Source organism: Enterobacter sp. 5-4, assembly GCF_000612205.1.
Classification (GTDB): Bacteria; Pseudomonadota; Gammaproteobacteria; order Enterobacterales; family Enterobacteriaceae; genus Enterobacter; species Enterobacter roggenkampii.
Map to the genome: position 1 here is coordinate 20,276 of NZ_JFHW01000010.1, position 25,962 is coordinate 46,237.

Annotated in this window: 21 protein-coding genes and 2 tRNA genes; 17 read left to right on the forward strand and 6 right to left on the reverse strand. The window is 56.5% G+C overall.

Translation table 11 applies throughout. The features are described 5' to 3' along the window. Positions 1 to 6 precede the first annotated feature (6 nt). Together AA74_RS0106300 and frdA are read right to left on the reverse strand one after the other, a co-directional pair. Positions 7 to 741 carry a succinate dehydrogenase/fumarate reductase iron-sulfur subunit gene (locus AA74_RS0106300; protein WP_003855955.1) on the reverse strand — a complete coding sequence of 245 codons (735 nt, stop codon included), beginning with the start codon at positions 739 to 741 and terminating at the stop codon, positions 7 to 9. Further along, positions 734 to 2,524, reverse strand: a complete 1,791-nt coding sequence (gene frdA, locus AA74_RS0106305; RefSeq protein ID WP_008502932.1) for a fumarate reductase (quinol) flavoprotein subunit — start codon at positions 2,522 to 2,524, stop codon at positions 734 to 736. Before frdA ends, AA74_RS0106300 begins: the two co-directional genes overlap by 8 nt. Positions 2,525 to 2,834: 310 nt before the next feature. On the opposite strand from frdA, the gene epmA reads away from it, so the two are divergent. Both epmA and yjeM read left to right on the forward strand, forming a co-directional pair. Further along, positions 2,835 to 3,812: an elongation factor P--(R)-beta-lysine ligase gene (epmA, locus tag AA74_RS0106310; RefSeq protein ID WP_008502931.1), complete on the forward strand. Its 978-nt coding sequence runs from the start codon at positions 2,835 to 2,837 to the stop codon at positions 3,810 to 3,812. 178 nt (positions 3,813 to 3,990) lie between these two features. Further along, positions 3,991 to 5,490 carry a glutamate/gamma-aminobutyrate family transporter YjeM gene (gene yjeM / locus AA74_RS0106315; RefSeq protein ID WP_025911885.1) on the forward strand — a complete coding sequence of 500 codons (1,500 nt, stop codon included), beginning with the start codon at positions 3,991 to 3,993 and terminating at the stop codon, positions 5,488 to 5,490. Positions 5,491 to 5,527: 37 nt separating this feature from the next. Here yjeM and mscM read toward each other — a convergent pair whose 3' ends face one another. From mscM to rsgA, 3 genes are all read right to left on the reverse strand, one after another. Then, a complete protein-coding gene (gene mscM, locus AA74_RS0106320; RefSeq protein ID WP_021240719.1) occupies positions 5,528 to 8,851 on the reverse strand; it encodes a miniconductance mechanosensitive channel MscM in 3,324 nt (1,107 codons plus the stop codon). A gap of 19 nt (positions 8,852 to 8,870) precedes the next feature. Continuing rightward, a complete protein-coding gene (gene asd, locus AA74_RS0106325; RefSeq protein ID WP_025911888.1) occupies positions 8,871 to 9,839 on the reverse strand; it encodes an archaetidylserine decarboxylase in 969 nt (322 codons plus the stop codon). Positions 9,840 to 9,936: 97 nt separating this feature from the next. Continuing rightward, the gene (rsgA, locus tag AA74_RS0106330) at positions 9,937 to 10,989 is read right to left on the reverse strand and encodes a small ribosomal subunit biogenesis GTPase RsgA (RefSeq protein ID WP_008502927.1); all 1,053 of its coding nucleotides are present in this window, start codon (positions 10,987 to 10,989) and stop codon (positions 9,937 to 9,939) included. Positions 10,990 to 11,096: 107 nt separating this feature from the next. Between rsgA and orn the strand changes: the two genes are divergently transcribed. From orn to AA74_RS0106345, 3 genes are all read left to right on the forward strand, one after another. Then, the gene (gene orn / locus AA74_RS0106335) at positions 11,097 to 11,642 is read left to right on the forward strand and encodes an oligoribonuclease (protein WP_008502926.1); all 546 of its coding nucleotides are present in this window, start codon (positions 11,097 to 11,099) and stop codon (positions 11,640 to 11,642) included. A gap of 196 nt (positions 11,643 to 11,838) precedes the next feature. Beyond that, positions 11,839 to 11,914 (forward strand) — tRNA-Gly (locus AA74_RS0106340). Between the two features lie 36 nt (positions 11,915 to 11,950). After that, a tRNA-Gly gene (locus AA74_RS0106345) sits at positions 11,951 to 12,026 on the forward strand. Positions 12,027 to 12,296: 270 nt separating this feature from the next. Here the strand turns inward: AA74_RS0106345 and queG are convergent. Beyond that, positions 12,297 to 13,436, reverse strand: a complete 1,140-nt coding sequence (queG, locus tag AA74_RS0106350; protein ID WP_023345299.1) for a tRNA epoxyqueuosine(34) reductase QueG — start codon at positions 13,434 to 13,436, stop codon at positions 12,297 to 12,299. Between queG and nnr the strand changes: the two genes are divergently transcribed. From nnr to nsrR, 12 genes are all read left to right on the forward strand, one after another. Beyond that, positions 13,435 to 14,958, forward strand: a complete 1,524-nt coding sequence (gene nnr, locus AA74_RS0106355; RefSeq protein ID WP_025911894.1) for a bifunctional ADP-dependent NAD(P)H-hydrate dehydratase/NAD(P)H-hydrate epimerase — start codon at positions 13,435 to 13,437, stop codon at positions 14,956 to 14,958. The two genes, queG and nnr, sit on opposite strands and share 2 nt — an antisense overlap. Further along, positions 14,951 to 15,412, forward strand: coding sequence for a tRNA (adenosine(37)-N6)-threonylcarbamoyltransferase complex ATPase subunit type 1 TsaE (gene tsaE / locus AA74_RS0106360; protein WP_008502923.1), 462 nt, complete (start codon positions 14,951 to 14,953; stop codon positions 15,410 to 15,412). The genes nnr and tsaE overlap by 8 nt, the downstream gene beginning before the upstream one ends. Before the next feature lie 16 nt (positions 15,413 to 15,428). Beyond that, the gene (gene amiB / locus AA74_RS0106365) at positions 15,429 to 16,769 is read left to right on the forward strand and encodes an N-acetylmuramoyl-L-alanine amidase AmiB (RefSeq protein WP_021240715.1); all 1,341 of its coding nucleotides are present in this window, start codon (positions 15,429 to 15,431) and stop codon (positions 16,767 to 16,769) included. Positions 16,770 to 16,778: 9 nt separating this feature from the next. Continuing rightward, a complete protein-coding gene (gene mutL / locus AA74_RS0106370) occupies positions 16,779 to 18,623 on the forward strand; it encodes a DNA mismatch repair endonuclease MutL (RefSeq protein WP_023326549.1) in 1,845 nt (614 codons plus the stop codon). Continuing rightward, complete coding sequence (gene miaA / locus AA74_RS0106375) at positions 18,616 to 19,566, forward strand: tRNA (adenosine(37)-N6)-dimethylallyltransferase MiaA (protein ID WP_023293455.1); 951 nt, start codon at positions 18,616 to 18,618, stop codon at positions 19,564 to 19,566. The genes mutL and miaA overlap by 8 nt, the downstream gene beginning before the upstream one ends. 85 nt (positions 19,567 to 19,651) lie before the next feature. Next, positions 19,652 to 19,963 carry an RNA chaperone Hfq gene (hfq, locus tag AA74_RS0106380; protein ID WP_008502919.1) on the forward strand — a complete coding sequence of 104 codons (312 nt, stop codon included), beginning with the start codon at positions 19,652 to 19,654 and terminating at the stop codon, positions 19,961 to 19,963. Positions 19,964 to 20,037: 74 nt separating this feature from the next. Beyond that, positions 20,038 to 21,318 carry a ribosome rescue GTPase HflX gene (hflX, locus tag AA74_RS0106385; RefSeq protein ID WP_008502918.1) on the forward strand — a complete coding sequence of 427 codons (1,281 nt, stop codon included), beginning with the start codon at positions 20,038 to 20,040 and terminating at the stop codon, positions 21,316 to 21,318. Between the two features lie 56 nt (positions 21,319 to 21,374). Further along, the gene (hflK, locus tag AA74_RS0106390) at positions 21,375 to 22,634 is read left to right on the forward strand and encodes an FtsH protease activity modulator HflK (RefSeq protein WP_008502917.1); all 1,260 of its coding nucleotides are present in this window, start codon (positions 21,375 to 21,377) and stop codon (positions 22,632 to 22,634) included. Between the two features lie 2 nt (positions 22,635 to 22,636). Then, complete coding sequence (gene hflC / locus AA74_RS0106395; RefSeq protein ID WP_008502916.1) at positions 22,637 to 23,641, forward strand: protease modulator HflC; 1,005 nt, start codon at positions 22,637 to 22,639, stop codon at positions 23,639 to 23,641. A gap of 71 nt (positions 23,642 to 23,712) precedes the next feature. Beyond that, entirely contained in the window at positions 23,713 to 23,910 is a 198-nt protein-coding gene (locus AA74_RS0106400; RefSeq protein ID WP_003855996.1) for a DUF2065 domain-containing protein, read from the forward strand. A 104-nt stretch (positions 23,911 to 24,014) separates the two neighbouring features. Continuing rightward, positions 24,015 to 25,313, forward strand: a complete 1,299-nt coding sequence (locus tag AA74_RS0106405; RefSeq protein ID WP_025911898.1) for an adenylosuccinate synthase — start codon at positions 24,015 to 24,017, stop codon at positions 25,311 to 25,313. A 192-nt stretch (positions 25,314 to 25,505) separates the two neighbouring features. Beyond that, on the forward strand, positions 25,506 to 25,931 hold the full coding sequence (gene nsrR / locus AA74_RS0106410) for a nitric oxide-sensing transcriptional repressor NsrR (RefSeq protein ID WP_023293453.1): 426 nt from the start codon (positions 25,506 to 25,508) through the stop codon (positions 25,929 to 25,931). Positions 25,932 to 25,962: the final 31 nt, after the last annotated feature.

The following is a 25,962-nucleotide window of genomic DNA, read 5'->3' on the forward strand; positions in this document are numbered from 1 at the left end:
CACTCCTTAGCGTGGTTTCAGGGTAGCGATAAGAAAGTCTTTCGAGCTTTCCACTTTACCCTGCTGAATGGCGGCGGCCGGGTCGACGTGCTTCGGACAGACTTCGGAGCAATAACCCACAAAGGTACAGGTCCAGACGCCGTTCTGGCTATTAAGCTGCGCCATACGTTCTTTTTTACCGTGGTCGCGGCTGTCTTCGTTATAGCGGTGCGCCAGGGTAATGGCGGCCGGGCCGATGAACTCGGGGTTCAGGCCAAACTGCGGACAGGCGGCGTAGCAAAGACCGCAGTTAATGCAGCCGGAGAACTGATGGTATTTCGCCATCTGAGCCGGGGTCTGGGTGTTTGGCCCCTGATCCGGCGTGCGCGGGTTGCCAATGATGTAGGGCTTAATGGCTTCCAGGCTTTCGATAAAGTGGGTCATATCGACCACCAGATCGCGCTCGATAGGGAAGTTGCCCAGGGCTTCGACCTTGATGCCTTTGGTGTAGTCACGCAGGAAGGTCTTACAGGCCAGCTTCGGCACCTTGTTGACCATCATGCCGCAGGAGCCGCAGATCGCCATGCGGCAGGACCAGCGGTAGCTCAGGTCTGGCGCCAGGTTGTCTTTGATATACCCGAGCGCGTCCAGCAGGGAGGTTTGCTCGTCGTAAGGAACTTCATAGAAAGCGCTGTGCGGTGCGGCATCCACTTCCGGGTTGTAGCGCACCACTTCAACTTTCAGTTTTTGCATCTCAGCCATTCGCCTTCTCCTTCTTCTCGGCGGCTTCTGCTTCTGCACCGTACACGCGTTTAGCCGGCGGCAGCGTGGTGATTTTCACGTCGCTGTAGTCCAGACGTGTGGTGCCATCCGCATCGCGCCAGGCGAGAGTGTGTTTCAGGAAGTTGACGTCGTCACGTTCGGTACAGCCTTCATCAAGACGCTGATGCGCCCCACGCGACTCTTTACGCGCCAGCGCAGAGTGCGCCATACATTCCGCCACGTTCAGGCCGTGGCCCAGCTCGATGGTATAGAGCAGGTCGGTGTTGAAGACGCTGGAGGTGTCGGTGATGCGCACGCGCTTGAAGCGCTCCTGCAGTTCCGCCAGCTTATCGACGGTTTTTTGCATCAGCTCAGGGGTACGGTAGATACCGCAACCTTCTTCCATCGACAGGCCCATCTCGTCGCGGATCTTAGACCAGTTCTCGTTACCTTCCTGGTTCACCAGATCTTTCAGGCGTTTTTCAACGTCTGCGACCTGCGCATCCAGCGCGGCACCGTTAGCTTCGCCTGCGGTTGCCGCGCGTTCCATCGCGCGCTCGCCCGCCATGCGGCCAAAGACCACCAGCTCGGCCAGCGAGTTTGAGCCGAGGCGGTTAGCACCGTGCAGGCCCACGGAGGAACATTCACCGACGGCGAACAGACCCTTAATACGGGTTTCACACTGCTGGTCGGTTTCGATCCCGCCCATGGTGTAGTGCGCCGTTGGGCGGACTGGAATCGGCTCTTTCACCGGATCGACGCCGACGTAGGCTTTCGCCAGCTCGCAGATGAACGGCAGACGTTCCAGCAGCTTTTTCTCGCCCAGGTGACGCAGGTCGAGGTGAACCACGTCGCCACGCGGTGTGGAGATGGTGTTGCCTTTGCGCCACTCGTGCCAGAAAGCCTGAGAGACTTTGTCGCGCGGGCCGAGTTCCATGTACTTGTTCTTCGGCTCGCCGAGCGGGGTTTCCGGGCCCATGCCGTAATCCTGCAGGTAGCGGTAGCCGTTTTTGTTGACCAGGATACCGCCTTCACCGCGGCAGCCTTCCGTCATCAGAATGCCGGAGCCCGGCAGACCGGTTGGGTGATACTGCACGAACTCCATATCGCGCAGCGGCACGCCGTGGCTGAGCGCCATACCCATACCGTCGCCGGTGACGATGCCGCCGTTGGTGTTATAACGATAAACACGGCCCGCACCGCCCGTCGCCATCACCACCGCATTGGCGCGGATCTGGACGAGCGTGCCTTCCATCATGTTCATCGCCACCAGGCCGCGCGCGTGTCCATCATCCACCAGAATGTCGAGGACGAAATGCTCATCAAAGCGCTGGATTTGTGGGAACTGAAGGGAGGTCTGGAACAGGGTGTGCAGCATGTGGAAGCCGGTCTTATCGGCGGCGAACCAGGTACGTTCGATCTTCATGCCGCCGAAGCGACGAACGTTGACGCTGCCGTCCGGGCGGCGGCTCCACGGACATCCCCACTGCTCAAGCTGGGTCATCTCCGTTGGACAATGGTGCACAAAGTAGTCAACGACATCCTGCTCGCAAAGCCAGTCGCCCCCTGCAACCGTGTCGTGGAAATGGTATTCAAAGCTGTCATGATCCTGCGCAACGGCGGCGGATCCTCCTTCTGCGGCCACCGTGTGGCTGCGCATTGGATAGACTTTTGAAATCAATGCGATTTTAGCGTTGGGATTAGCTTGCGCTGCAGCAATCGCAGCACGTAATCCAGCCCCGCCAGCGCCTATTACGGCAAGATCGGCCTGAAAAGTTTGCACGACATTCCTCCAGATTTTTGTTATTTCGCAACGCGACAAACTAAAGGTAGTTCACCCGTCCAAAAGGACGATTGCGAAAGCGTTTCCACTGCTCCTTTATGGGTAAAACAGTATAACCGTGTAGATGTCAGGGAAATTTGACGTGTTCGATTTTTTTGCTGTTCTGTCCGGCGATTTATCATTGAGATTGATGAATTGCATCACGCAATTGTTCACCTAAATGAAATGCGCTTTTTTACTGCGCAAAATTTGTCTCTGTCCCTGCTAACGAGTAGACTTCGTGCCCTTGTCTGAAATCGGAGAACAACTCATGAGCGAAACGGCCACCTGGGAGCCGAGCGCATCCATCCCTAATCTGTTAAAACGCGCTGCAATTATGACGGAGATCCGCCGTTTCTTTGCCGACCGCGGCGTCCTGGAGGTGGAAACCCCGTGCATGAGTCAGGCAACGGTAACGGATATTCATCTGGTCCCGTTTGAAACCCGTTTTGTTGGCCCCGGCCACTCTCAGGGCATGAATTTGTATCTGATGACCAGCCCGGAATACCACATGAAACGCCTGCTGGCGGCGGGATGTGGTCCGGTCTATCAGCTGTGCCGTAGCTTCCGCAACGAAGAGATGGGTCGTCACCACAACCCGGAATTCACCATGCTGGAGTGGTACCGCCCGCATTATGATATGTACCGCCTGATGAATGAGGTGGACGATCTGCTTCAGCAGGTTCTGGATTGCTCAGAAGCGGAAACGCTCTCTTATCAGCAGGCCTTCCAGCGCCATCTGGAAATCGATCCGCTGTCGGCGGACAAAACCCTGCTGCGCGAAGTGGCGGCAAAACTGGATCTGAGCAACGTGGCAGATACCGAAGAGGACCGCGACACGCTGCTGCAGCTGCTGTTCACCTTCGGCGTGGAACCGCAGATTGGCAAAGACCGTCCGACGTTTGTCTATCACTTCCCGGCAAGCCAGGCGTCACTGGCGCAGATCAGCACCGAAGACCACCGTGTGGCAGAGCGTTTTGAGGTCTATTACAAAGGCATTGAGCTGGCGAACGGCTTCCACGAATTGACCGACGCGCGCGAGCAGGCGCAACGTTTCGAGCAGGATAACCGCAAGCGCGCCGCGCGCGGCCTGCCGCAGCAGCCTATTGATGTTAATCTGCTTGAAGCATTAAAAGCAGGTCTGCCAGATTGCTCCGGCGTGGCGCTGGGTGTTGACCGTCTGGTCATGCTGGCCCTGGGCGCAGAGCAGCTTGGCGATGTGATTGCCTTTACGGTCGATCGCGCTTAAAGAATTGCCGGGTGGCGCTGTCGCTTACCCGGCCTACTCGGTCATTTGGCCCTGCCACATTAAAAACTGCCATATTATTAATATGCGGGTCTTTTTCTTAATTTGCCCCTTATAGCCACAATATTAGTCTGGTCATCTGCTACCATCCGCGCAGTTTAATTCCTTTTCGGATGGTTCTATGTCCCAGTCACTCAAAAAGATGACCCTCACCGGGCTCATCCTGATGATATTTACCTCAGTCTTTGGCTTTGCCAACAGCCCATCAGCGTTCTATCTGATGGGTTACAGCGCGACGCCGTTTTATATCGTTTCGGCTCTGTTCTTCTTTATCCCGTTTGCGCTGATGATGGCGGAGATGGGCTCGGCTTACCGGAAAGAAGAGGGCGGGATCTACTCCTGGATGAACAACAGCGTCGGCCCGCGTTATGCCTTTATCGGCACGTTTATGTGGTTCTCCTCTTATGTCGTCTGGATGGTCAGCACGGCGGCCAAAGTCTGGGTGCCATTCTCCACGTTTCTTTTCGGTGCCGATAAAACGCAGGTCTGGTCTCTGGCGGGGCTGAGCTCCACGCAGGTCGTCGGTATCCTGGCGGTATGCTGGATGGTGGTGGTCACGCTGGTGGCGTCAAAAGGCATCAACAAAATTGCCCGTATCACTGCCGTTGGCGGTATTTCCGTGATGTGCCTGAACCTGGTGCTGCTGTTGGTGAGTATTGCCATTCTGTGCCTGAACGGTGGTCATTTTGCGCAGGAGGTGAACTTCGTTTCCTCGCCTAATCCAGGTTACCAGTCCGGGCTGGCCATGCTCTCCTTCGTGGTGTTTGCCATCTTCGCCTACGGCGGTATTGAAGCGGTGGGCGGGCTGGTCGACAAGACCGAGAACCCGGAAAAGAACTTTGCCAAAGGGATTATTTTTGCCGCTATCGTGATTTCCATCGGCTATTCACTGGCGATTTTCCTCTGGGGCGTCAGCACCAACTGGCAGCAGGTATTGAGTAACAACACCACCAACCTCGGGAACATTACCTACGTGCTGATGAAAAGCCTGGGGATGACGCTGGGTAACGCCATGCACCTGACGCCGGAAGCATCGGCCACCATGGGGATCTGGTTTGCGCGCATTACCGGCCTGTCGATGTTCCTTGCCTATACCGGCGCATTCTTCACGCTGATCTACTCGCCGCTGAAAGCGATCATCCAGGGTACGCCAAAAGCGCTGTGGCCGGGACGCATGACCCAGCTCAATACCGCAGGCATGCCTGCCAACGCCATGTGGATGCAGTGTCTGCTGGTGTGCGTGTTTATTCTGCTGGTGTCATTTGGCGGTGATACCGCATCGGCGTTCTATAACAAGCTGACCCTGATGGCGAACGTGTCGATGACGCTGCCGTACCTGTTCCTGACCCTGGCGTTCCCGTTCTTTAAGGCGAAGCAGGAGCTTGAACGTCCGTTTGTGATTTTTAAAACCCGCGCGGCAACGCTGCTGGCGACCACGGTGGTGGTGGTGGTGGTGGCGTTTGCCAACATCTTTACCATTATTCAGCCGGTAATTGAGGCGAACGACTGGAACAGCGCGCTGTGGATGGTCGGCGGCCCAATCTTCTTCTCGCTGTTAGCGATGGGAATTTATGAGAATTACCGTCGACGCGCGACGGCGTACATCGCAGAAGTGGCGTAGCGGGAATATTCCCCTCCCGAAAGGGAGGGGAGACGCGTTATAAGCTGCCCGCCGGGCGCGTACGCGCCGCTGACGTCAGCGTTCTTCCCGTTTTACGCCCGTCCAGGCTTTCCAGACGCATCTGGAACGGTGGGAACGGCATATCAATACCGTGCTCGCGGAAGCCCGCCAGAATCAGCTGGTGGATCTCATGGCGCAGCGGCATACGGTGGCCCATTTCGGCGGCGTAGATACGCAGCTCGAAAATCTGAATCCCCTGCTGTAAATCCACAAGGAAGACTTCCGGCGCCGGGTTGTCGATGACCAGCGAGCAGCGCTCCGCGGCAGTGTAGAGGATCTGGGTGACCTCTTCGCTGTTCGCGTCCGACGGTGCCGGTACCGTCAGCACCACACGGGTAACGGAGTCTGAGAGCGACCAGTTGATGAACTGCTCGGTAATAAACGCCTTGTTTGGCACGATGATCTCTTTCCGATCCCAGTCGCTGATCGTCGTCGCACGGGTGTTGATCTTCGTGATGCTGCCGGTCAGATCGCGGATCGTGACGGTATCGCCAATACGGATCGGTTTTTCGAACAGAATGATCAGGCCCGAGATGAAGTTGGCGAAGATCTCCTGTAAACCAAAACCTAACCCAACGCCGAGCGCTGCGACGAGCCACTGGAGCTTCGACCACTCAATGCCGATCATCGAGAAGCCAACCAGACCGCCAAACAGCATGATCAGATACTTGGTAATGGTCGTGATTGCATAGCCCGTACCCGGCGTTAAATCCAGATGCTGCAGCAGCGCCAGCTCCAGCAGCGCCGGGAAGTTACGCACCAGTTGGGTGGTGATGATCAGCACCAGAATGGCAATCAGCACCGCCCCTAAGGTGATCGGCTCCAGGCTTTCAACACCCTGCACCGTGGACGTCACGTCCCACAGCGAGATGTTCTCCAGGAAGCCAAACGCGGAGTGGATCTCCGACCACAGGAAGATGACCGAGAGGAGGGCAATCAGCATCAGGATGGAACGAACCAGGCGCAGGGACTGGGTACTGATGGCATCCAGATCCAGTTCGACCTCATCCGCCTCCGTCGTACCTTCCGTACTGTTAACGTGGTTTGGCTCTTCCTCACCCCGCGCGCGCTGGGCGAGGATCTCCGCCCGGCGATGCTTGGCACGGTCAAACGCCAGACGGCGGCGCTGGATCAGCATCCAGCGGCGGATAACGTGATACACCACCAGCAGCAGGAACCAGATGGCCACCGAGGTTTCGAGACGTGCCAACAGCGCCTGCGACGTCGCCAGGTAACCCACCGCGGCTGCCAGCATCGCAATCAACGGTGCGCTGAGCAGCAGGTTCCAGAGCAGCCGGTTGAACATATTGTCACCGCTGCCGGTTTTATCCAGATAGAGCGGAATACCCGCGCGCTTCAGGCTGAGCGTGACGATGGCCAGCGCTCCGCATATCAGCATAAAGCAGAGGCGGCCCAGCGAGCCTGAAAACTCCCGGTCGTTGAGATTATCGAACATGATCAGCGCCATAATCAGCGGCACAATCAGCCCGATGCTCATCAGATAGTAACGCATGGCGCGCGCCACGCGATTACGCGGCCAGCCAAAGTGGGCGATGAACAGGCCATTGGGTCGCGCAAAGGTGGCGCAAATCATTACCACCCACAGCAGCGGTACCGTGGCGGTGACGCCATCGCCAATCGCTACCGCGAGCGGATAGGGCCAGGCTTCCCGCAGGCCATAGCCCAGCGTCATCCACAGCACCGGCAGCGGGGAGGCGACGAGAATCGACCAGAATACGGTGCGCAACGTCAGCCAGAAGTGATCCTGGGTAACCTTCCCCACCCGGGAACTGGAACGCTCGAGGAAGCGGGTGAAATGTCTGCGCGAGTAAATGCTGAAGCCCACCAGAATTAACGCCCCCAGCAGCGGGAAAATGGTCTCTTTGCTGGTGAGCATCATCACGCTGGCCTGTCCCAGCTGGCTGAAGGTATCCAGCGAAATCAGACGGCGCAGATCCTGGACAATCTCAATTGGCCACGAGAAGGTCATCGGACGCACGTCGGACGTCCAGAAGAGGTAACGGTGCGTCGCCTCGTTCACCTCTTTCAGGGCATCTTCCAGCTGGCTGTTGGACACTTTTAGCTTGGTCAGCTCAAGAATCAGCGTATCCCCGCCCTGGAGCAGAGAGTTCAGCAGTTCACGCTGGGTACGCAGCTGGGCTTCCAGAATGCGGCTTTGCTCGCCGGTCAGAGGCTGTCCGTCAGCCTGACGGATCTGGCGGATTTGCGGCTGCTTATTGAGAAGATCTTCAAAATGCAGTCGCTGAACACGCAGCTGGGCCATTTCGGTATCCAACTGCTGCGGCTTCGGCATCTCCGGCAGGCGCGCGACCTGGGCGCGTAGCGCTTCGCCCAGCAGGTTTGACGATCCGAGCCACTGGGACTGTTCGCGCAGGGTGTTGAGCGCCTGGCGAACCTGAAGGGTTTGATTAGTGGCCTGACGCTGCTGCGAGGCCACCAGATCCATACGCTGCGCCTGTTGATTCAGCGCGGCCGAAAGCTCACGGTTGACCTTAAACTGCTCGACGATGCCGGCAGGCAGGTTATCGCTATTTTCTGCCAGCAGCTCGGTACTTTCCAGCGCGCGCTCCGCTTCACGCTGGCGCTGGCTATTGAGCTGGTTGCGCAAGGCCTGAAGATAGGCGTCCAGCTGCTCGCTCTGCTTCTGAGCGAGTTCTGAGCGCATCCGCGACAGCTCCTGGCGGTTATTGGCGGAAAGCTGCGCCAGCTCGAGCTCATCGACAAGGGCCTTCAGGCGAGCCGATTCTGCCTGCAGGCCCAGATTTTGGGCCTGCGCCTGTGGCGTGTTGCCGTTTTGTGTCCCCACGCGGCGCTCAACTTCATTAAGCTGGCGGCGGGCGTCGGTTTGCTGCTGCGGAAGCTGGCTGAGGGAGTCGGCAATTTCGCGCGCTCGCTCCTGCTCCTGCTGAGCAAGGCGGCTCTTTTCCAGAAGCTGGCTGCTGACCTGCAGGATCTCCTGGTTCAGCGCGTCGGAGGTCATCCCTGCCGGCACATCGCGCGGTTCGTCGCGCAAGTTATTGAGCTGCGCGCGCAGCGTCTGCGAGAGTTTGGGGAAGTTGTCGATAACCTGCTGATACTGCTGAGCGCGCTCAAGCGAGCCTTTCCGCTCCTCAAGCGCGTTCAGTGCAGACTGGAGCGACTCGACGGTCTCTGGCTGAGCGGGTTTGGCCGCTTTTGCCTGCTCCAGTTCCTGGGTTATCTGTTTGGCGTCGGGGGCTGTCGCTGCGTACGCCCCCATGCTGAGGCACCAGGCCATCAGTAGAACGATAATCGGGCGCACGTCAGCGATCCTTCTGTTGTTAGCCTTCGTCTTTTTTGTCGTCAACCAGCGGGCTGGCGTCGTGCTCGGCGTGAATCTCTTCCTGTGACAGCGGAGCAGGCTCTGCATCCGGCGTCACGAAGGTTTCGGTAGAGACCGCCAGCGGCTGGCCCAGCTTTGTCACCGACAGGCTTTCAAGCTGTTCAGCCAGCTTCACTTTGCCCGGCGCAAACAGGTTGATCACGGTGGAGCCCAGCTTAAAGCGGCCCATCTCCTGACCTTTGAGCAGGGCCACGGAACCTTCCGCTTCACCGGCAGGCCAGGTCCAGCGTTTGATCACGCCTTCGCGCGGCGGGGTGATGGTGCCTGCCCAGACGGTTTCGATGCTGCCAACGATGGTCGCACCGACCAGAATCTGGGCCATAGGGCCAAATTCAGTATCGAACAGGCAGATGACGCGCTCGTTACGGGCAAACAGGTTTGGCACGTTCTGCGCGGTCAGGTGGTTCACGGAGAACAGATCGCCCGGGACGTAAATCATTTCACGCAGGATGCCGTTACACGGCATGTGCACGCGGTGGTAGTCGCGCGGTGACAGATAGGTGGTGGCAAAGGTACCGTTGCGGAACAGATCCGCCATCAGGTAGTTACCCGCCAGCAGCGCTTCCAGGCTGTAGTTATGGCCCTTCGCCTGCAGAATTTTGTCGTCTTCGATGTTACCCAACTGGCTGATCACGCCGTCTGCCGGCATCACCAGGACGTTAGGGTCGGTGTTCACCGGGCGCACGTCGTCACGCAGCGGGCGCACGAAGAATTCGTTGAAGGTGCGGTAGCTGGCGGTATCCGGCTTCTGCGCCTCTTTCATGTCGACCTTGTAATATTTTACGAAAAGGTCGATGACCAGTTTGGTCAGCCAGCCTGCGCGTTTGCTCGCGCCCCAGCCCGCCAGGCGAGTGAGCCACAGTTTTGGCAGAATGTATTGAAGCGAAAGTTTAAATGCGTTTAACAAGGTAGCCTCCAGGCCATTGTTTTGTCGTTCCTGATCCGGCGGTAAGCCACCGGAACCTGAAAAAAGGGGACGATTTTAGCGATGCTTAGCTTAGTTGTCAGTTATCAGAATCAGAAAAGTTTTTACGCGTTTTTACCTGATCCATGCTCTCAAGAATGCGGTGATAATTCTCGAAGCGGGTCTCCGCGATTTCGCCTTTCTCAACCGCTTCACGGATAGCGCAGCCTGGATCGTTATCGTGTTTACAGTCGCGGTACTTGCAAGCGCCTAAATAATCATGGAATTCGACAAATCCGTTAAAGATTTGTTCCGGCTCAAGGTGCCATAAACCGAACTCTCGCACGCCCGGGGAGTCGATCACGTCGCCGCCATGTGGGAAGTGATACAGGCGTGACGCGGTGGTGGTGTGCTGGCCGAGGCCCGAGACGTCAGATACATCGTTGGTGAGGATCTCTTGCTGAAGGCCAAGCAGGTTGTTCAGCAGGCTCGATTTACCCACGCCGGACTGGCCCGCAAAGATGCTGATGCGGTCGGTAAGCGCCTCTTCAAGCGGTTTCAGGCCATCTTTGGTGTAGCTGGAGACCATCAGGACGCGATAGCCAATTTTGCGATAGATATCCATCTGCTCATTGACGAAGGCCATCCCGTCGTCGTCCAGCAGATCGATTTTGTTCAGCACGATGATAGGTTCAACCTGCAGCGTTTCGCAGGCGACGAGGTATCGGTCGATAATATTGAGCGACAGTTCGGGCAAAATCGCCGATACGATAACGATTTGGTTAATGTTGGCGGCAATCGGTTTGACCCCGTCGTAGAAATCGGGACGGGTTAACACGGACGTGCGCTCATGGACTGCTTCAACAATACCTTTTACCGTTACGCCTTCCGCCGCCTCTTTACCCGGTCGCCAGACGACGCGGTCGCCGGTCACCAGAGAACGAATGGTCCGGCGGATGTTGCAGCGGTGAATGGCACCATCGGCGGATTCCACGTCAGCGTGCATACCGAAACGGCTGATGACTACGCCTTCCGTTGGGTCGCCAAACAGGTTGTCGTCGTAATCGACCTTCTCCGCAGTGGTTTTAAGACGGCGCTGGTGATTGGCATTCACGCGGCGCTGCTGCCCTTTGGAGAGTTTATTTTTACTCAATCGCACTGGCTCCTGGTCGCCCGTAGGGGGCAAAACCTCTATGATACACTCTAATTAATACTAGTTAACCTGCTACTGCCGGTTATGCGAGAAGGGTGGAAAATAACATGAGCGCGGATGAAAACAACCTGATTTGGATCGATCTCGAAATGACCGGGCTGGATCCCGAGCGCGATCGCATTATTGAAATTGCGACCCTGGTGACGGACGCCAACCTGAATATCCTGGCGGAAGGGCCTACGATTGCGGTGCATCAGTCTGATGACCAACTGGCGTTGATGGACGAGTGGAACGTGCGTACCCACACCGGCAGTGGCCTGGTGGAGCGCGTGAAGGCGAGCACCATGGGTGACCGTGAGGCGGAGCTGGCGACGCTTGAGTTCCTGAAACAGTGGGTTCCGGCGGGCAAATCACCTATTTGTGGGAATAGCATCGGCCAGGATCGTCGTTTCCTGTTTAAGTACATGCCGGAGCTGGAGTCTTACTTCCACTACCGCTATCTGGATGTCAGCACGCTGAAAGAGCTGGCGCGTCGCTGGAAGCCTGAAATTCTCGACGGCTTTAAAAAGCAGGGGACGCATCAGGCGATGGACGATATCCGAGAGTCCGTGGCGGAGCTTTCTTACTACCGCGAAAACTTTATTAAGCTGTGATTTTGAGATCCGGCGCCTTGCGTGGCCGGCTTTTTGTCGTTAAATTGTGCAGCTTGCCGATTAAATAAGCATTTGAACTGAATTTCGAAAAAATCGCTTTAAGGGGGGTTGCAGCTAAAAGGATTTCTCGTATAATGCGCCTCCCGTAACGACAGAGAATTACACGTTACGACAGCAACAAAAGCAGTGCAGATTTGCGGGAATAGCTCAGTTGGTAGAGCACGACCTTGCCAAGGTCGGGGTCGCGAGTTCGAGTCTCGTTTCCCGCTCCAAAATTTGAAAGTGCTTTCACAGCACAGACTGCCCAAGCGGGAATAGCTCAGTTGGTAGAGCACGACCTTGCCAAGGTCGGGGTCGCGAGTTCGAGTCTCGTTTCCCGCTCCAAATTCTTCTTCATCTCTAAAATATCCACAGCGAAAAGCATCGCTGGGGACGTTTTCTGTTTTCTCTGAAATACTCTTGTGAACAGAGTTATCCACAGAAACTGCGCTTAACCGAAACAGGGTTAAAACTTAGCAGGGTGAATAATATCTTCATAAGATACTGTATTTACTTAATAAAATTTGATTTCAAAATGTTATTGAGATCACTTGAACTCTTCTCCAGCCCTGATGGCGCTTGAGTTTGTAATTTTATTCACAGGCTGTGAATAGTTCAGGCATCCCGCGGAAGCCCTTTTTCAATCACCCTCACCAGACGCTGTTTCTTCGGTAGCTGCACCTCGACCACGCAGGCATTACGTTTCTCAACTTGCTGCGCAATCGCCCATTCTATGTGTTCATCAAGAAGTGGGTGCTCACCTCTACGGCTTTCAAGCGCCCGAATATTCGCTTCATCCCACGGGGCATTCCCCAGCGCGACGGCCACATTTCGCAGCCAGCGCAGATGGCCGATACGGCGGATGGCCGAACCCTCCGTCACTTTCAGGAACCAGGCTTCGGTCCAGGCGAACAGTTCAGCGAGCGGCGGGGCATGGAGCGCCTTGCGCGGGCTGAAATCCTCTTCGTCGGTGAGCTGTGAATAGCGGTTCCACGGGCAGATGAGCTGGCAATCGTCGCAGCCGTAGATGCGGTTGCCGATAAGCGGTCGGAACTCCTCTGGAATGGCGCCTTCCAGTTCGATCGTGAGGTAGGAGATACAGCGGCGCGCATCAACGGTGTAAGGCTCAACGATGGCGCCGGTGGGGCAGATGGTCATACAGGCCACGCAGCGGCCACAGCCTTCCTCTACCGGGCCGTCTACCGGCAGCGGTAAATCAATCAGCAGTTCACCGAGGAAGAAGAACGATCCGGCGTCGCGGCTAAGAATAAGTGAGTGCTTACCTGTCCAGCCAAGCCCGGCTTTTTCGGCGATCGGACGCTCAAGAATAGGCGCGGAATCGACAAAGGGTCTAAAATTCAGCGAAACACAGTGCTGCTGAATAGTTTCCCCGAGTTTTTTTAAACGGTTACGCAGAAGCTTATGGTAATCACGACCGAGGGCGTACCGGCTAACGTAACCCAGCGAGGGGTCTTTGAGCGTGCGCGCAAAGGCCGCGTTGGCGGGCAGGTAGTTCATGCGCACGCTGATGACGCGTAATGTGCCCGGCAAAAGCTCGTGTGGACGGGCGCGCATCATGCCATGACGTGCCATCCACTCCATTTCGCCGTGGTATTGTTTGTCCAGCCAGGCCTGCAGTTTGGGCTCGCTGGCGGAGAGGTCGGTATCGGTAATGCCTACCTTCTGGAAGCCAAGCTCAGCACCCCACTGTTTGATTTTTTGCGCTAATTCATTGAGATCGAGGGGCTGTGACATGACGGACCATACGGTGAAGAAAAACCCCGCAAGTATACCACATTCCATCTGGCATGCGGATGACCTCCGGCGCGCCGAAAAAGAGGCTGCAGACAGCCTCGGGATTACCCTGTATGAACTGATGCTCCGCGCGGGTGAGGCAGCGTTTGACGTTGCCCGTAGCGCCTGGCCGCAGGCCGCCCACTGGCTGATTCTGTGCGGGCACGGCAACAACGGCGGTGACGGCTACGTCGTCGCCCGTCTCGCGGTGGCTGCGGGTATCCGCGTGACCTTGCTGGCTCTCGAAAGTGATAAACCGCTGCCGGAAGAGGCCAGCGCGGCGCGGGAGGCATGGCTGAACGCCGGCGGTGTGATTCATGCGCCTGATATCGTCTGGCCAGAGGATGTTGATCTGATTGTTGACGGGCTGCTGGGCACCGGGCTGCGCAGCGCGCCGCGCGAAAACGTTGCCGCACTCATTGAACACGCTAACAGACATTCCGCGCCGGTAGTCGCCCTGGATATTCCCTCTGGCCTGATTGCACAAACGGGTGCGACGCCGGGGGCGGTGATTCAGGCGGCACATACGGTAACCTTTATCGCCCTGAAGCCAGGATTACTGACCGGCAAAGCGCGGGATGTCGTTGGCGTGTTGCACCACAGTGCGCTGAGGCTGGAGAGCTGGCTGGCCGGGCAGGAAACGCACCTCATGCGTTATGATGCGTCGCAGCTTGCAGCGTGGCTCCCGCCGCGACGACCAACGTCACATAAGGGCGATCACGGCAGGCTGGTGATTGTGGGCGGTGACCACGGTACGGCGGGTGCGATTCGCATGACTGGTGAAGCGGCTCTGCGCAGCGGCGCCGGATTAGTGCGAGTGCTCACTCGCATTGAGAATATTGCGCCGATCGTCACGGCCCGACCGGAGCTGATGGTCCATGAGCTTACGCTCCAGACGCTGGAGCAAAGCCTCGAATGGGCGGACGTGGTGGTGATCGGTCCCGGGCTTGGGCAGCAGGCGTGGGGTAAACAGGCCCTGCAAAAGGTCGAGAATTTTCGCAAACCGATGCTGTGGGATGCCGACGCGCTTAACCTTCTGGCAATAAACCCGGATAAGCGTCACAATCGCATTCTGACGCCACACCCCGGCGAAGCCGCGCGGCTGCTTAACTGCAGCGTGGCAGAAATTGAAAGCGATCGCTTACTTTCTGCTCAGCGTCTGGTAAAACGTTACGGAGGTGTTGCCGTTTTAAAAGGGGCGGGAACCGTTGTCGCCTGTGACGAGACGCAGGGCGTTATTGATGCCGGAAATGCGGGCATGGCGAGCGGCGGCATGGGCGATGTGCTTTCCGGTATTATTGGCGCATTGCTTGGACAGAAACTTCCCCTTTATGATGCAGCCTGTGCGGGCTGCGTGGCCCACGGCGTTGCGGCAGATAAACTGGCTGCGCGTTACGGTACGCGCGGTATGCTGGCCACCGATCTCTTTTGCACGCTGCGGCGTGTAGTTAACCCGGATGTGATTGACGTAGAAAATGACTAATCGAGCGATTCCTTTACCTGATGAACAAGCCACTTTAGATCTCGGCAAGCGCGTGGCGCAGGCCTGTCAGGGGGCAACCGTCATTTATCTGTATGGTGATTTAGGGGCGGGTAAAACCACCTTCAGCCGGGGTTTTTTGCAGGCGTTAGGGCATAACGGGAATGTGAAAAGCCCAACCTACACGCTGGTAGAACCGTACACCCTTGAAAATCTCATGGTGTACCACTTCGATTTATACCGCCTTGCGGATCCTGAGGAGCTGGAATTTATGGGGATCCGTGATTATTTTGCCAACGACGCCATTTGCCTGGTGGAGTGGCCGCAACAAGGTGCGGGTGTGCTGCCTGACCCGGATGTCGAAATTCACTTAGATTACCAGGCTCAAGGGCGTGAGGCACGCATCAGTGCTGTTTCCTCATCAGGCAGTTCCTTACTGGCGCGTCTGGCCGGTTAAGCGTAGGGATGACGGGATGATAAATCGCGTTAAAGGTTGGTTGTTGGCTGCCACCGTGCTGCTGTGCGCGCAGGCCGGGGCGGCAAATCTTTCAGATATTCAGGTATCGAACGGCGAAAGCCAGGCCCGGATCACGTTCAGCTTTATGGGCGATCCTGAGTATGCGTTTTCACAGCCAGACAGCCACAGCGTGGCGCTGGATATCAAACAGACAGGCGTGATCCAGGGATTACCGCTGCAGTTCAGCGGCAACAACCTGGTGAAAAGTATCCGTTCGGGTACGCCGCAGGATAGCCAGTCGTTACGCCTGGTGGTCGATCTGACCGAAAAGGGCAAAACGAAGGCGGTGAAGCAGCAAAACGGGGCGAACTATACGGTGGTCTTTACCATCAATGCCGATGTCCCGCCACCGCCTCCACCGCCGCCTGTCGTTGCCAAACGCGTGGAAGAACCGGTGTATACGCCGCGTCCTGCTGAACCTGCGCGTAATCCATTTAAATCACAGAACGATCGCATCACTGCGGCAACCAGCAGCAATACGGTGACCCGTCCGGCGGTGAGTACGCGCCGTGCTGCGACCAGCGGTGACAAAGTGATTATCGCCATTGATGCAGGTCATGGTGGACAGGACCCGGGGGCGATTGGCCCGGGTGGGACGCAAGAGAAAAATGTCACCATCGCCATTGCCCGTAAGCTGCGTGCACTGCTCAACGACGACCCTACGTTCAAAGGCGTGTTGACCCGCGACGGGGATTACTTCATTTCGGTAATGGGGCGTTCGGACGTCGCGCGCAAGCAGAATGCGAATTTCCTGGTTTCCATCCACGCAGATGCTGCGCCTAACCGTAACGCGACCGGTGCCTCGGTATGGGTACTCTCGAACCGTCGCGCCAACAGCGAAATGGCCAACTGGCTGGAAGAGCATGAGAAGCAGTCTGAACTGCTAGGCGGCGCGGGCGATGTGCTGGCAAACAGCCAGTCAGACCCGTACCTGAGCCAGGCGGTGCTGGATTTACAATTCGGTCATTCTCAGCGCGTCGGGTATGATGTGGCCACTAACGTATTGAACCAGCTGCAAAGCATTGGTGTGCTGCATAAGCGTCGTCCTGAACATGCCAGCCTCGGCGTTCTGCGCTCGCCAGATATCCCATCCATCCTTGTAGAGACGGGCTTTATCAGTAACAACGGTGAAGAGCGTCTGCTGGGAAGCGACAGCTATCAGCAGCAAATTGCCGAAGCGATTTATAACGGTCTGCGTAAATACTTTGATGCCCATCCGCTGCAGTCTGCGCCACAGAGCGGCGCTGCCCAGACGGCCAGCGCAGCGCTACCGGGTGAGATGACCGCGACCAACTAAGGAGAATTCATGCCGATTCAGGTTCTGCCGCCGCAGCTTGCGAACCAAATCGCCGCCGGTGAGGTGGTGGAACGTCCCGCGTCGGTCGTGAAGGAGCTGGTGGAAAACAGCCTCGATGCGGGCGCGACCCGCATCGATATTGATATCGAGCGCGGCGGCGCGAAGCTTATCCGCATTCGCGACAACGGCTGCGGCATTAAAAAAGAGGAGCTGGCGCTGGCGCTGGCCCGTCACGCCACCAGTAAAATTGCTTCTCTGGATGACCTGGAAGCGATTATTAGCCTCGGCTTTCGCGGTGAAGCGCTGGCCAGTATCAGCTCGGTTTCGCGCTTAACGCTGACCTCCCGTACCGCCGAACAGCAGGAAGCCTGGCAGGCTTACGCCGAAGGGCGCGATATGGATGTGACGGTCAAACCCGCGGCGCACCCTGTCGGCACGACGCTTGAAGTATTAGATCTCTTCTACAACACCCCCGCCCGACGCAAGTTCATGCGTACCGAGAAGACCGAATTCGGACACATCGACGAGATCATCCGCCGCATCGCGCTGGCGCGTTTCGATGTCACCATCAACCTCAGCCACAACGGCAAGGTGATGCGTCAGTATCGCGCGGTGGCAGAAGGTGGACAGAAAGAGCGTCGGCTGGGCGCCATTTGCGGGACCCCGTTTCTGGAACAGGCGCTGGCCATTGAGTGGCAGCACGGCGATCTGGCGCTGCGCGGCTGGGTAGCCGATCCGAACGCGAGCAGCGCTGCGTTTGCGGAGATCCAGTATTGCTACGTCAACGGCCGCATGATGCGCGACCGTCTCATCAATCACGCCATTCGCCAGGCCTGCGAAGACAAGCTCGGGGCCGATCAGCAGCCTGCTTTCGTGCTTTATCTGGAAATCGACCCGCATCAGGTGGATGTGAACGTCCATCCTGCCAAGCATGAAGTGCGGTTCCACCAGTCGCGACTGGTGCATGATTTTATCTATCAGGGCGTGCTGAGCGTGCTGCAGCAGCAGGGTGAAACGCCGTTGCCGCTGGAACACGCAGAACCTGCGCCACGCCCAATTCCTGAAAACCGTGTCGCTGCAGGCCGCAACCATTTTGCGGAGCCCGCCGTTGCGCGTGAACCGGAAGCGCCGCGCTTTTCCTCCGCAGGGGCCGCACCGCGTCCAACGGGTGCCAACTACCCGAATGCCCAGCCTGGCTATCAAAAGCAGCAGGGCGCGTTGTACCGCAAACTGCTGGAGACGCCAGTCGTAGAGCGTAAAGAACCTATTCCGGCACCTCAGCCTTCTCTGGACGGCCATAGCCAGAGTTTTGGCCGGGTGCTGACGATTATCGCGCCGGATATGGCTCTGCTGGAACGTGACGGCAAATTGATGCTTCTGGCACTGCCGGTTGCCGAACGCTGGCTTAAACAGGTGCAGCTCACGCCGGGCGAAAATGCCGCCTGTGCGCAGCCGCTGTTAATTCCGGTTCGCCTGAAAATATCCCCTGATGAAACAAGGATATTGCAGCGTGCCGAAGCACAGCTGGCGCAAATGGGTATTGAAATTGTGCTCGAACCACAACATGTGACAATTCGTGCAGTGCCTTTACCCTTACGCCAACAAAATTTACAAAACTTGATTCCTGAACTGATAGGCTACCTGGCGCAGCAAACATCGTTTGATGCCGCTAACACCGCGCAGTGGATCGCCCGCCATCTGGCCAGCGAACACGCGCCGTGGAGCATGGCACAGGCCATCAGCGTGCTGGCGGAGGTGGAACGCCTCTGTCCGCATCTGGTGAAAGCGCCGCCGGGTGGGTTATTACAACCTGTTGATTTAAAAACGGCGATGAACGCCCTGAAACATGATTGACGTAAGTAAGGCGAGCCTGCCTAAGGCAATTTTTTTAATGGGCCCAACGGCCTCCGGCAAAACGGCGCTCGCCATTGAGTTGCGTAAAGTTTTGCCGGTAGAGTTGATTAGCGTCGACTCCGCCCTCATCTACCGAGGGATGGACATCGGCACGGCGAAGCCTGACGCAGAAGAACTGCGCGCGGCACCGCACCGTTTGCTGGATATCCTCGACCCGGCTCAGGCTTACTCCGCAGCGGATTTTCGCCGGGATGCCTTAGCCGAGATGGCCCAGATAACGGCGGCGGGGCGTATACCGCTGTTGGTTGGCGGAACCATGCTCTACTTCAAGGCGCTGCTGGAGGGGTTATCACCTCTGCCATCCGCGGACCCGGAAGTAAGAGCGAAAATTGAGCAGCAGGCGGCAGAGCAGGGGTGGGACGTTTTGCATCAGCAACTGGCGGAGATTGACCCGGTTGCCGCAGCGCGGATCCATCCAAATGATCCGCAAAGGCTTTCCCGGGCACTGGAAGTTTTTTTCATTTCGGGTAAAACTTTAACGGAACTGACGCAAACGTCAGGAGACGCTCTGCCGTATCAGGTGCATCAGTTCGCCATCGCCCCGGCGAGCCGTGAACTGCTCCATCAGCGAATTGAGCAGCGTTTTCATCAGATGTTAGCTTCAGATTTTGAAGCAGAAGTGCGGGCGCTATTTGCCCGTGGAGATTTGCATACGGACATGCCTTCCATTCGTTGTGTGGGATACCGCCAGATGTGGTCGTACCTTGAAGGTGAGATTTCATACGATGAAATGGTTTATCGAGGTGTTTGCGCCACGAGACAGTTAGCGAAGCGCCAGATCACCTGGTTGCGCGGTTGGGAAGGGGTTCACTGGTTAGACAGTGAAAAACCACAACAGGCGTTAAGCGACGTGATTGAGGTTGTTGGTGATATCGCTCACTGAATGTGTACAATTGAGGCGTATCGTGCGCAATTTTTCAGAATCGCAAGGTTCTAAGTACAAAACAAGCATATAAGGAAAAGATAGAATGGCTAAGGGGCAATCTTTACAAGATCCGTTCCTGAACGCATTGCGTCGGGAACGTGTTCCAGTTTCTATTTATTTGGTGAATGGTATTAAGCTGCAAGGTCAGATTGAGTCTTTCGATCAGTTCGTGATTCTGTTGAAAAACACGGTCAGTCAGATGGTCTATAAGCACGCTATTTCTACTGTTGTTCCGTCCCGTCCGGTATCTCATCACAGCAATAACGCTGGCGGCGGCACAGGTAGTAACTACCATCATGGCAGCAACGCGCAGGGTTCTTCAACGCCAGCGCAGGACAGCGACGAGACCGAATAAGGTTTCGCACTGTTATCCACACGGGGAGCCAGGGATCCTGCGTTCCCCGCTGATCTTTTTAGAGAGGTTTACGCTTGTTTGACCGTTATGATGCCGGTGAGCAGGCGGTGCTGGTACACATCTATTTTTCGCAAGACAAAGATATGGAAGACCTCCAGGAGTTTGAATCTCTGGTCTCTTCCGCCGGTGTCGAAGCAATGCAGGTGATTACCGGTAGCCGTAAAGCGCCGCACCCAAAGTATTTTGTTGGTGAAGGTAAAGCAGTCGAAATTGCGGATGCCGTAAAAGCAACCGGCGCGTCAGTCGTGTTGTTTGATCATGCGCTGTCTCCAGCCCAGGAGCGCAACCTGGAAGCTCTCTGCGAATGCCGTGTTATCGATCGCACGGGATTGATTTTAGACATTTTTGCTCAGCGTGCACGTACCCACGAAGGGAAACTGCAGGTTGAGCTGGCGCAGCTGCGTCATCTGGCAACGCGTCTGGTGCGTGGCTGGACCCACCTTGAAAGACAAAAAGGCGGGATTGGTTTGCGCGGCCCGGGTGAAACCCAGCTCGAAACCGACCGTCGTTTGCTGCGTGGCCGAATTACCCAGATCCTCTCACGTCTGGAAAGGGTCGAGAAACAGCGTGAGCAGGGGCGTCGGGCACGAACCAAAGCCGACATCCCGACGGTGTCGCTGGTGGGGTATACCAACGCCGGTAAATCCACCCTGTTTAACCAGATAACCGAGGCCCAGGTTTATGCCGCAGACCAGCTGTTTGCGACCCTGGACCCGACGCTGCGCCGTATTGACGTTGCAGACGTCGGTGAAACGGTGCTGGCGGATACCGTAGGGTTTATCCGTCACCTGCCGCATGACCTGGTGGCGGCGTTCAAGGCCACCCTGCAGGAGACGCGACAGGCGACCCTGCTGCTGCACGTGATTGATGCGGCAGACGTGCGCGTGCAGGAGAACATCGACGCGGTGAACGTGGTGCTCGAAGAGATCGACGCCCACGAAATCCCAACGCTGTTGGTGATGAACAAGATCGATATGCTGGACGATTTCGAACCGCGTATCGACAGAGATGAAGAGAACAAACCGATTCGGGTCTGGCTTTCTGCCCAGACCGGTCTTGGTGTGCCACTGCTTTTCCAGGCTTTGACAGAACGTCTTTCCGGTGAGGTAGCTCAGCACACGCTGCGACTGCCGCCACAGGAAGGCAGGCTGCGCAGCCGGTTTTATCAGCTTCAGGCGATAGAAAAAGAGTGGATGGAGGATGACGGCAGCGTGGGGATGCAGGTGCGTATGCCGATCGTTGACTGGCGTCGCCTCTGTAAACAAGAACCTGCGCTGGTCGACTATATCGTCTGATCAGAAAGGGGATGCCTGAATAATTCGCCCTTGCATAACAAATATGGAGCATATACATGGCGTGGAATCAGCCCGGTAATAACGGACAGGACCGCGACCCGTGGGGAAGCAGCAATAATCAAGGCGGCAACTCTGGGGGAAATGGCAACAAAGGTGGTCGCGAGCAGGGGCCGCCGGATCTGGATGATATCTTCCGCAAGCTGAGCAAGAAGCTTGGTGGTCTTGGCGGAGGTAAAGGTTCTGGCTCAGGTGGAAATTCCACCCAGGGGCCGCGCCCGCAAATGGGTGGCCGCGTAGTCGGTATTGTTGCCGCTGCAGTGGTAATCATCTGGGCTGCTACCGGGTTCTACACTATTAAAGAAGCGGAACGCGGTGTCGTTACGCGTTTTGGCAAGTTCAGCCATCTGGTTGAGCCGGGCCTGAACTGGAAACCGACCTTCATTGACGACGTGACCGCGGTCAACGTGGAATCGGTCCGTGAACTGGCAGCGTCTGGTGTGATGCTGACGTCTGATGAAAACGTGGTGCGCGTTGAGATGAACGTGCAGTACCGCGTGACCGATCCTGAGCGTTATCTGTTTAGCGTGACCAGCGCTGATGACAGTCTGCGCCAGGCGACCGACAGCGCCCTGCGCGGGGTGATCGGTAAATACACCATGGACCGTATCCTGACCGAAGGTCGTACCGTTATCCGTAGCGATACCCAGCGTGAGCTGGAAGAGACCATTCGTCCATACAACATGGGGATTACCCTGCTGGACGTCAACTTCCAGGCCGCTCGTCCGCCGGAAGAGGTGAAAGCGGCCTTTGACGATGCGATTGCTGCACGTGAAAACGAACAGCAGTACATCCGTGAAGCAGAAGCCTACACCAACGAAGTTCAGCCACGTGCTAACGGTCAGGCGCAGCGTATTCTGGAAGAAGCGCGTGCGTATAAGACGCAGACCATCCTGGAAGCACAGGGTGAGGTCGCTCGCTTCGCGAAGATCCTGCCGGAATATAAAGCGGCGCCGGAAATTACCCGTGAGCGTCTCTATATTGAGACCATGGAAAAAGTGCTGAGCCACACCCGCAAAGTGTTGGTTAACGACAGTAAAGGCGGAAACCTGATGGTGCTGCCGCTGGATCAGATGCTGAAAGGCGGTTCTGCACCGGCAGCAAAAGACAACAGCGGTGCGAACAACCTGCTGCGTCTGCCACCTGCGTCATCCGGTAGCACAAGCGCAACAACCACGTCTTCTTCGAGCGATGGTGACATTATGGACCAACGCCGTGCTAACGCGCAGCGTAACGACTACCAGCGTCAGGGGGAATAAGGATGCGTAAGTCAGTTATTGCGATCATCGTCATCGTACTGGTCGTGCTTTATACCTCGATCTTTGTGGTGAAAGAGGGCGAGCGTGGGATCAAGTTCCAGTTCAGCAGCGTCGTGCGTGATGGCGACAAACGCCCGGTGATCTACGAACCGGGTCTGCACTTCAAGGTGCCGTTCATTCAGTCAGTGAAAACGCTTGATGCGCGTATCCAGACTATGGATAACCAGGCCGACCGTTTCGTGACTAAAGAGAAGAAAGACCTGATCGTTGATTCCTATATCAAATGGCGCATCAGCGATTTCAGCCGTTACTTCCTGGCAACGGGCGGCGGTGACGTTTCTCAGGCAGAAGTGCTGCTGAAACGTAAGTTCTCTGACCGTCTGCGTTCTGAGATTGGTCGTCTGGATGTGAAAGACATCGTGACCGACTCCCGTGGCCGTCTGACCCTGGAAGTTCGCGATGCGCTGAACTCTGGCACAGCGGGCACTGAAGATGAAGTTTCAACGCCGGCAGCAGATGATGCGATTGCCAAAGCGGCTGAGCGCGTTCAGGCTGAAACCAACGGTAAAGTGCCGGTGATCAACCCGAACAGTATGGCTGCGCTGGGTATTGAAGTGGTAGACGTGCGTATCAAGCAGATCAACCTGCCGGTGGAAGTGTCCGAGGCGATTTACAACCGTATGCGCGCCGAGCGTGAAGCGGTCGCCCGTCGTCACCGTTCACAGGGCCAGGAAGAGGCGGAGAAGCTGCGTGCTGCTGCGGACTACGAAGTGGCCAAAACGCTGGCGGAATCTGAGCGTCAGGGCCGTATCCTGCGTGGTGAAGGTGATGCCGAGGCGGCGAAGCTGTTTGCCGATGCCTTCAGTCAGGATCCTGACTTCTATGCCTTTATCCGTAGCCTGCGTGCTTACGAGAATAGCTTCCAGAGCAACCAGGATGTGATGGTGCTCAGCCCGGACAGCGATTTCTTCCGTTATATGAAGACGCCGACTAACGCAACGCGATAAACTCAGGCTCGTTTGAGTATTCAAACCACCGCTCCCCACGGAGCGGTGGTTTTCTTTTATAAGGAACAAAAATGAATTCAACGATCTGGCTCGCGCTGGCCCTGGTCCTGGTGCTGGAAGGTCTGGGACCGATGCTCTATCCACGCGCCTGGCGTCGAATGATCGCCACCATGAGCCAACTGCCGGATAATATTTTACGTCGTTTTGGCGGCGGTCTTGTGGTTGCGGGCATCGTGATCTACTACATGTTGAGGAAAACGATTGGCTGATCAAAAAGTGGTCGGATTTGGGATATTCTGAGGTCAAAAAGTGCTGTATATCTGAAAAAGCGATGGTAGAATCCATTTTTAAGCAAACGGTGATTTTGAAAAAAATGGGTAACAACGTCGTCGTACTGGGCACCCAATGGGGTGACGAAGGTAAAGGGAAGATTGTTGATCTTCTGACTGAACGGGCTAAATATGTTGTGCGCTACCAGGGCGGTCACAACGCAGGCCATACTCTCGTAATCAACGGTGAAAAAACCGTCCTCCATCTTATTCCATCAGGCATTCTTCGCGAAAACGTCACCAGCATCATCGGTAACGGCGTTGTGCTGTCTCCAGCGGCGCTGATGAAAGAGATGAAAGGTCTGGAAGACCGTGGTATCCCGGTTCGCGAGCGTCTGCTGCTCTCCGAAGCCTGCCCGCTGATCCTGGACTATCACGTGGCGCTGGACGTTGCGCGTGAAAAAGCCCGCGGCGCGAAAGCGATCGGCACCACCGGTCGTGGTATCGGCCCGGCTTACGAGGATAAAGTTGCACGTCGCGGTCTGCGCGTGGGTGACCTCTTCGACAAAGCAACCTTCGCTGAAAAACTGAAAGAAGTGATGGAATATCACAACTTCCAGCTGGTGAACTTCTACAAAGCTGACGCTGTTGACTACCAGAAAGTGCTGGATGACGTCATGGCGATTGCAGACATTCTGACCGGTATGGTTGTTGATGTGTCCGATCTGCTGGACCAGGCGCGCAAGCGTGGCGATTTCGTCATGTTCGAAGGTGCGCAGGGTACGCTGCTGGACATCGACCACGGTACCTATCCGTACGTAACCTCTTCCAACACCACCGCGGGTGGCGTGGCGACCGGCTCTGGCCTGGGTCCACGTTATGTGGATTACGTTCTGGGCATCATCAAAGCGTACTCCACTCGCGTGGGTGCAGGTCCATTCCCGACCGAACTGTTTGATGAAACCGGCGAGTTCCTGTGCAAGCAGGGTAACGAGTTTGGCGCGACCACCGGTCGTCGTCGTCGTACCGGCTGGCTGGATGCGGTTGCCGTGCGTCGTGCAGTGCAGATCAACTCCCTGTCTGGCTTCTGCCTGACCAAGCTGGACGTACTGGACGGCCTGAAAGAAGTGAAAATCTGCATAGGCTACCGTATGCCTGATGGCCGCGAAGTGACCACCACGCCGCTGGCTGCTGACGACTGGGAAGGCATTGAGCCAATCTACGAAACCATGCCGGGCTGGTCTGAGACCACTTTCGGTGTGAAAGAGCGTAGCGGCCTGCCGCAGGCGGCGCTGGATTACATCAAGCGTATTGAAGAACTGACCGAAGTGCCGATCGATATTATTTCTACCGGCCCGGATCGTACTGAAACGATGATCCTGCGCGACCCGTTCGACGCATAATCTTCGTGACTGCTGGCCTGCGGGGAGACCCGTAGGCCGGATAAGCGTAGCGCCATCCGGCGACCGCTCCTGGATCTCCGCTTTTTCGCCCCGTCTGTCAAATAAATTAGCCGCTAACTATCTGGCTGGTTTATCATCATTAATGAATATCTCTGCGGTTTGTCCGCGATTTCCCTTTTTCCTGAGGTTGATGTGCAGTTAACAAGTTTCACCGATTACGGCTTACGCGCGCTGATCTACATGGCGTCGTTACCCGATGGGAAAATGACCAGTATCTCTGAAGTCACAGAGGTCTACGGCGTATCCCGTAATCATATGGTCAAAATAATCAATCAACTTAGTCGTGCCGGATACGTTGCTGCCGTCCGCGGGAAGAATGGTGGGATCCGTCTCGGTAAACCGGCACAGAGTATTCGTGTTGGCGATGTGGTACGTGAACTGGAGCCGCTGTCTCTGGTGAACTGCAGCAGCGAGTTCTGCCACATCACGCCCGCCTGCCGCCTGAAAAAGGCGCTTTCTAAGGCCGTGCAAAGTTTTCTCAAGGAGCTGGATAACTACACGCTGGCCGATTTGGTTGAAGAGAATCAACCGCTTTATAAATTATTGCTGGTGGAATGAAGAAAATTTCCACCGGAGCTGACAACGGAGG

Coding starts and splice junctions, on each gene's coding strand:
- hflK (WP_008502917.1), top strand. CDS start 21,375: ATGGCGTGGAATCAGCCCGGTAATAACGGACAGGACCGCGACCCGTGG.
- hflC (WP_008502916.1), top strand. CDS start 22,637: ATGCGTAAGTCAGTTATTGCGATCATCGTCATCGTACTGGTCGTGCTT.
- AA74_RS0106400 (WP_003855996.1), top strand. CDS start 23,713: ATGAATTCAACGATCTGGCTCGCGCTGGCCCTGGTCCTGGTGCTGGAA.
- orn (WP_008502926.1), top strand. CDS start 11,097: ATGAGCGCGGATGAAAACAACCTGATTTGGATCGATCTCGAAATGACC.
- epmA (WP_008502931.1), top strand. CDS start 2,835: ATGAGCGAAACGGCCACCTGGGAGCCGAGCGCATCCATCCCTAATCTG.
- AA74_RS0106300 (WP_003855955.1), bottom strand. CDS start 741: ATGGCTGAGATGCAAAAACTGAAAGTTGAAGTGGTGCGCTACAACCCG.
- mutL (WP_023326549.1), top strand. CDS start 16,779: ATGCCGATTCAGGTTCTGCCGCCGCAGCTTGCGAACCAAATCGCCGCC.
- amiB (WP_021240715.1), top strand. CDS start 15,429: ATGATAAATCGCGTTAAAGGTTGGTTGTTGGCTGCCACCGTGCTGCTG.
- hfq (WP_008502919.1), top strand. CDS start 19,652: ATGGCTAAGGGGCAATCTTTACAAGATCCGTTCCTGAACGCATTGCGT.
- miaA (WP_023293455.1), top strand. CDS start 18,616: ATGATTGACGTAAGTAAGGCGAGCCTGCCTAAGGCAATTTTTTTAATG.
- AA74_RS0106405 (WP_025911898.1), top strand. CDS start 24,015: ATGGGTAACAACGTCGTCGTACTGGGCACCCAATGGGGTGACGAAGGT.
- tsaE (WP_008502923.1), top strand. CDS start 14,951: ATGACTAATCGAGCGATTCCTTTACCTGATGAACAAGCCACTTTAGAT.
- queG (WP_023345299.1), bottom strand. CDS start 13,436: ATGTCACAGCCCCTCGATCTCAATGAATTAGCGCAAAAAATCAAACAG.
- yjeM (WP_025911885.1), top strand. CDS start 3,991: ATGTCCCAGTCACTCAAAAAGATGACCCTCACCGGGCTCATCCTGATG.
- nnr (WP_025911894.1), top strand. CDS start 13,435: ATGACGGACCATACGGTGAAGAAAAACCCCGCAAGTATACCACATTCC.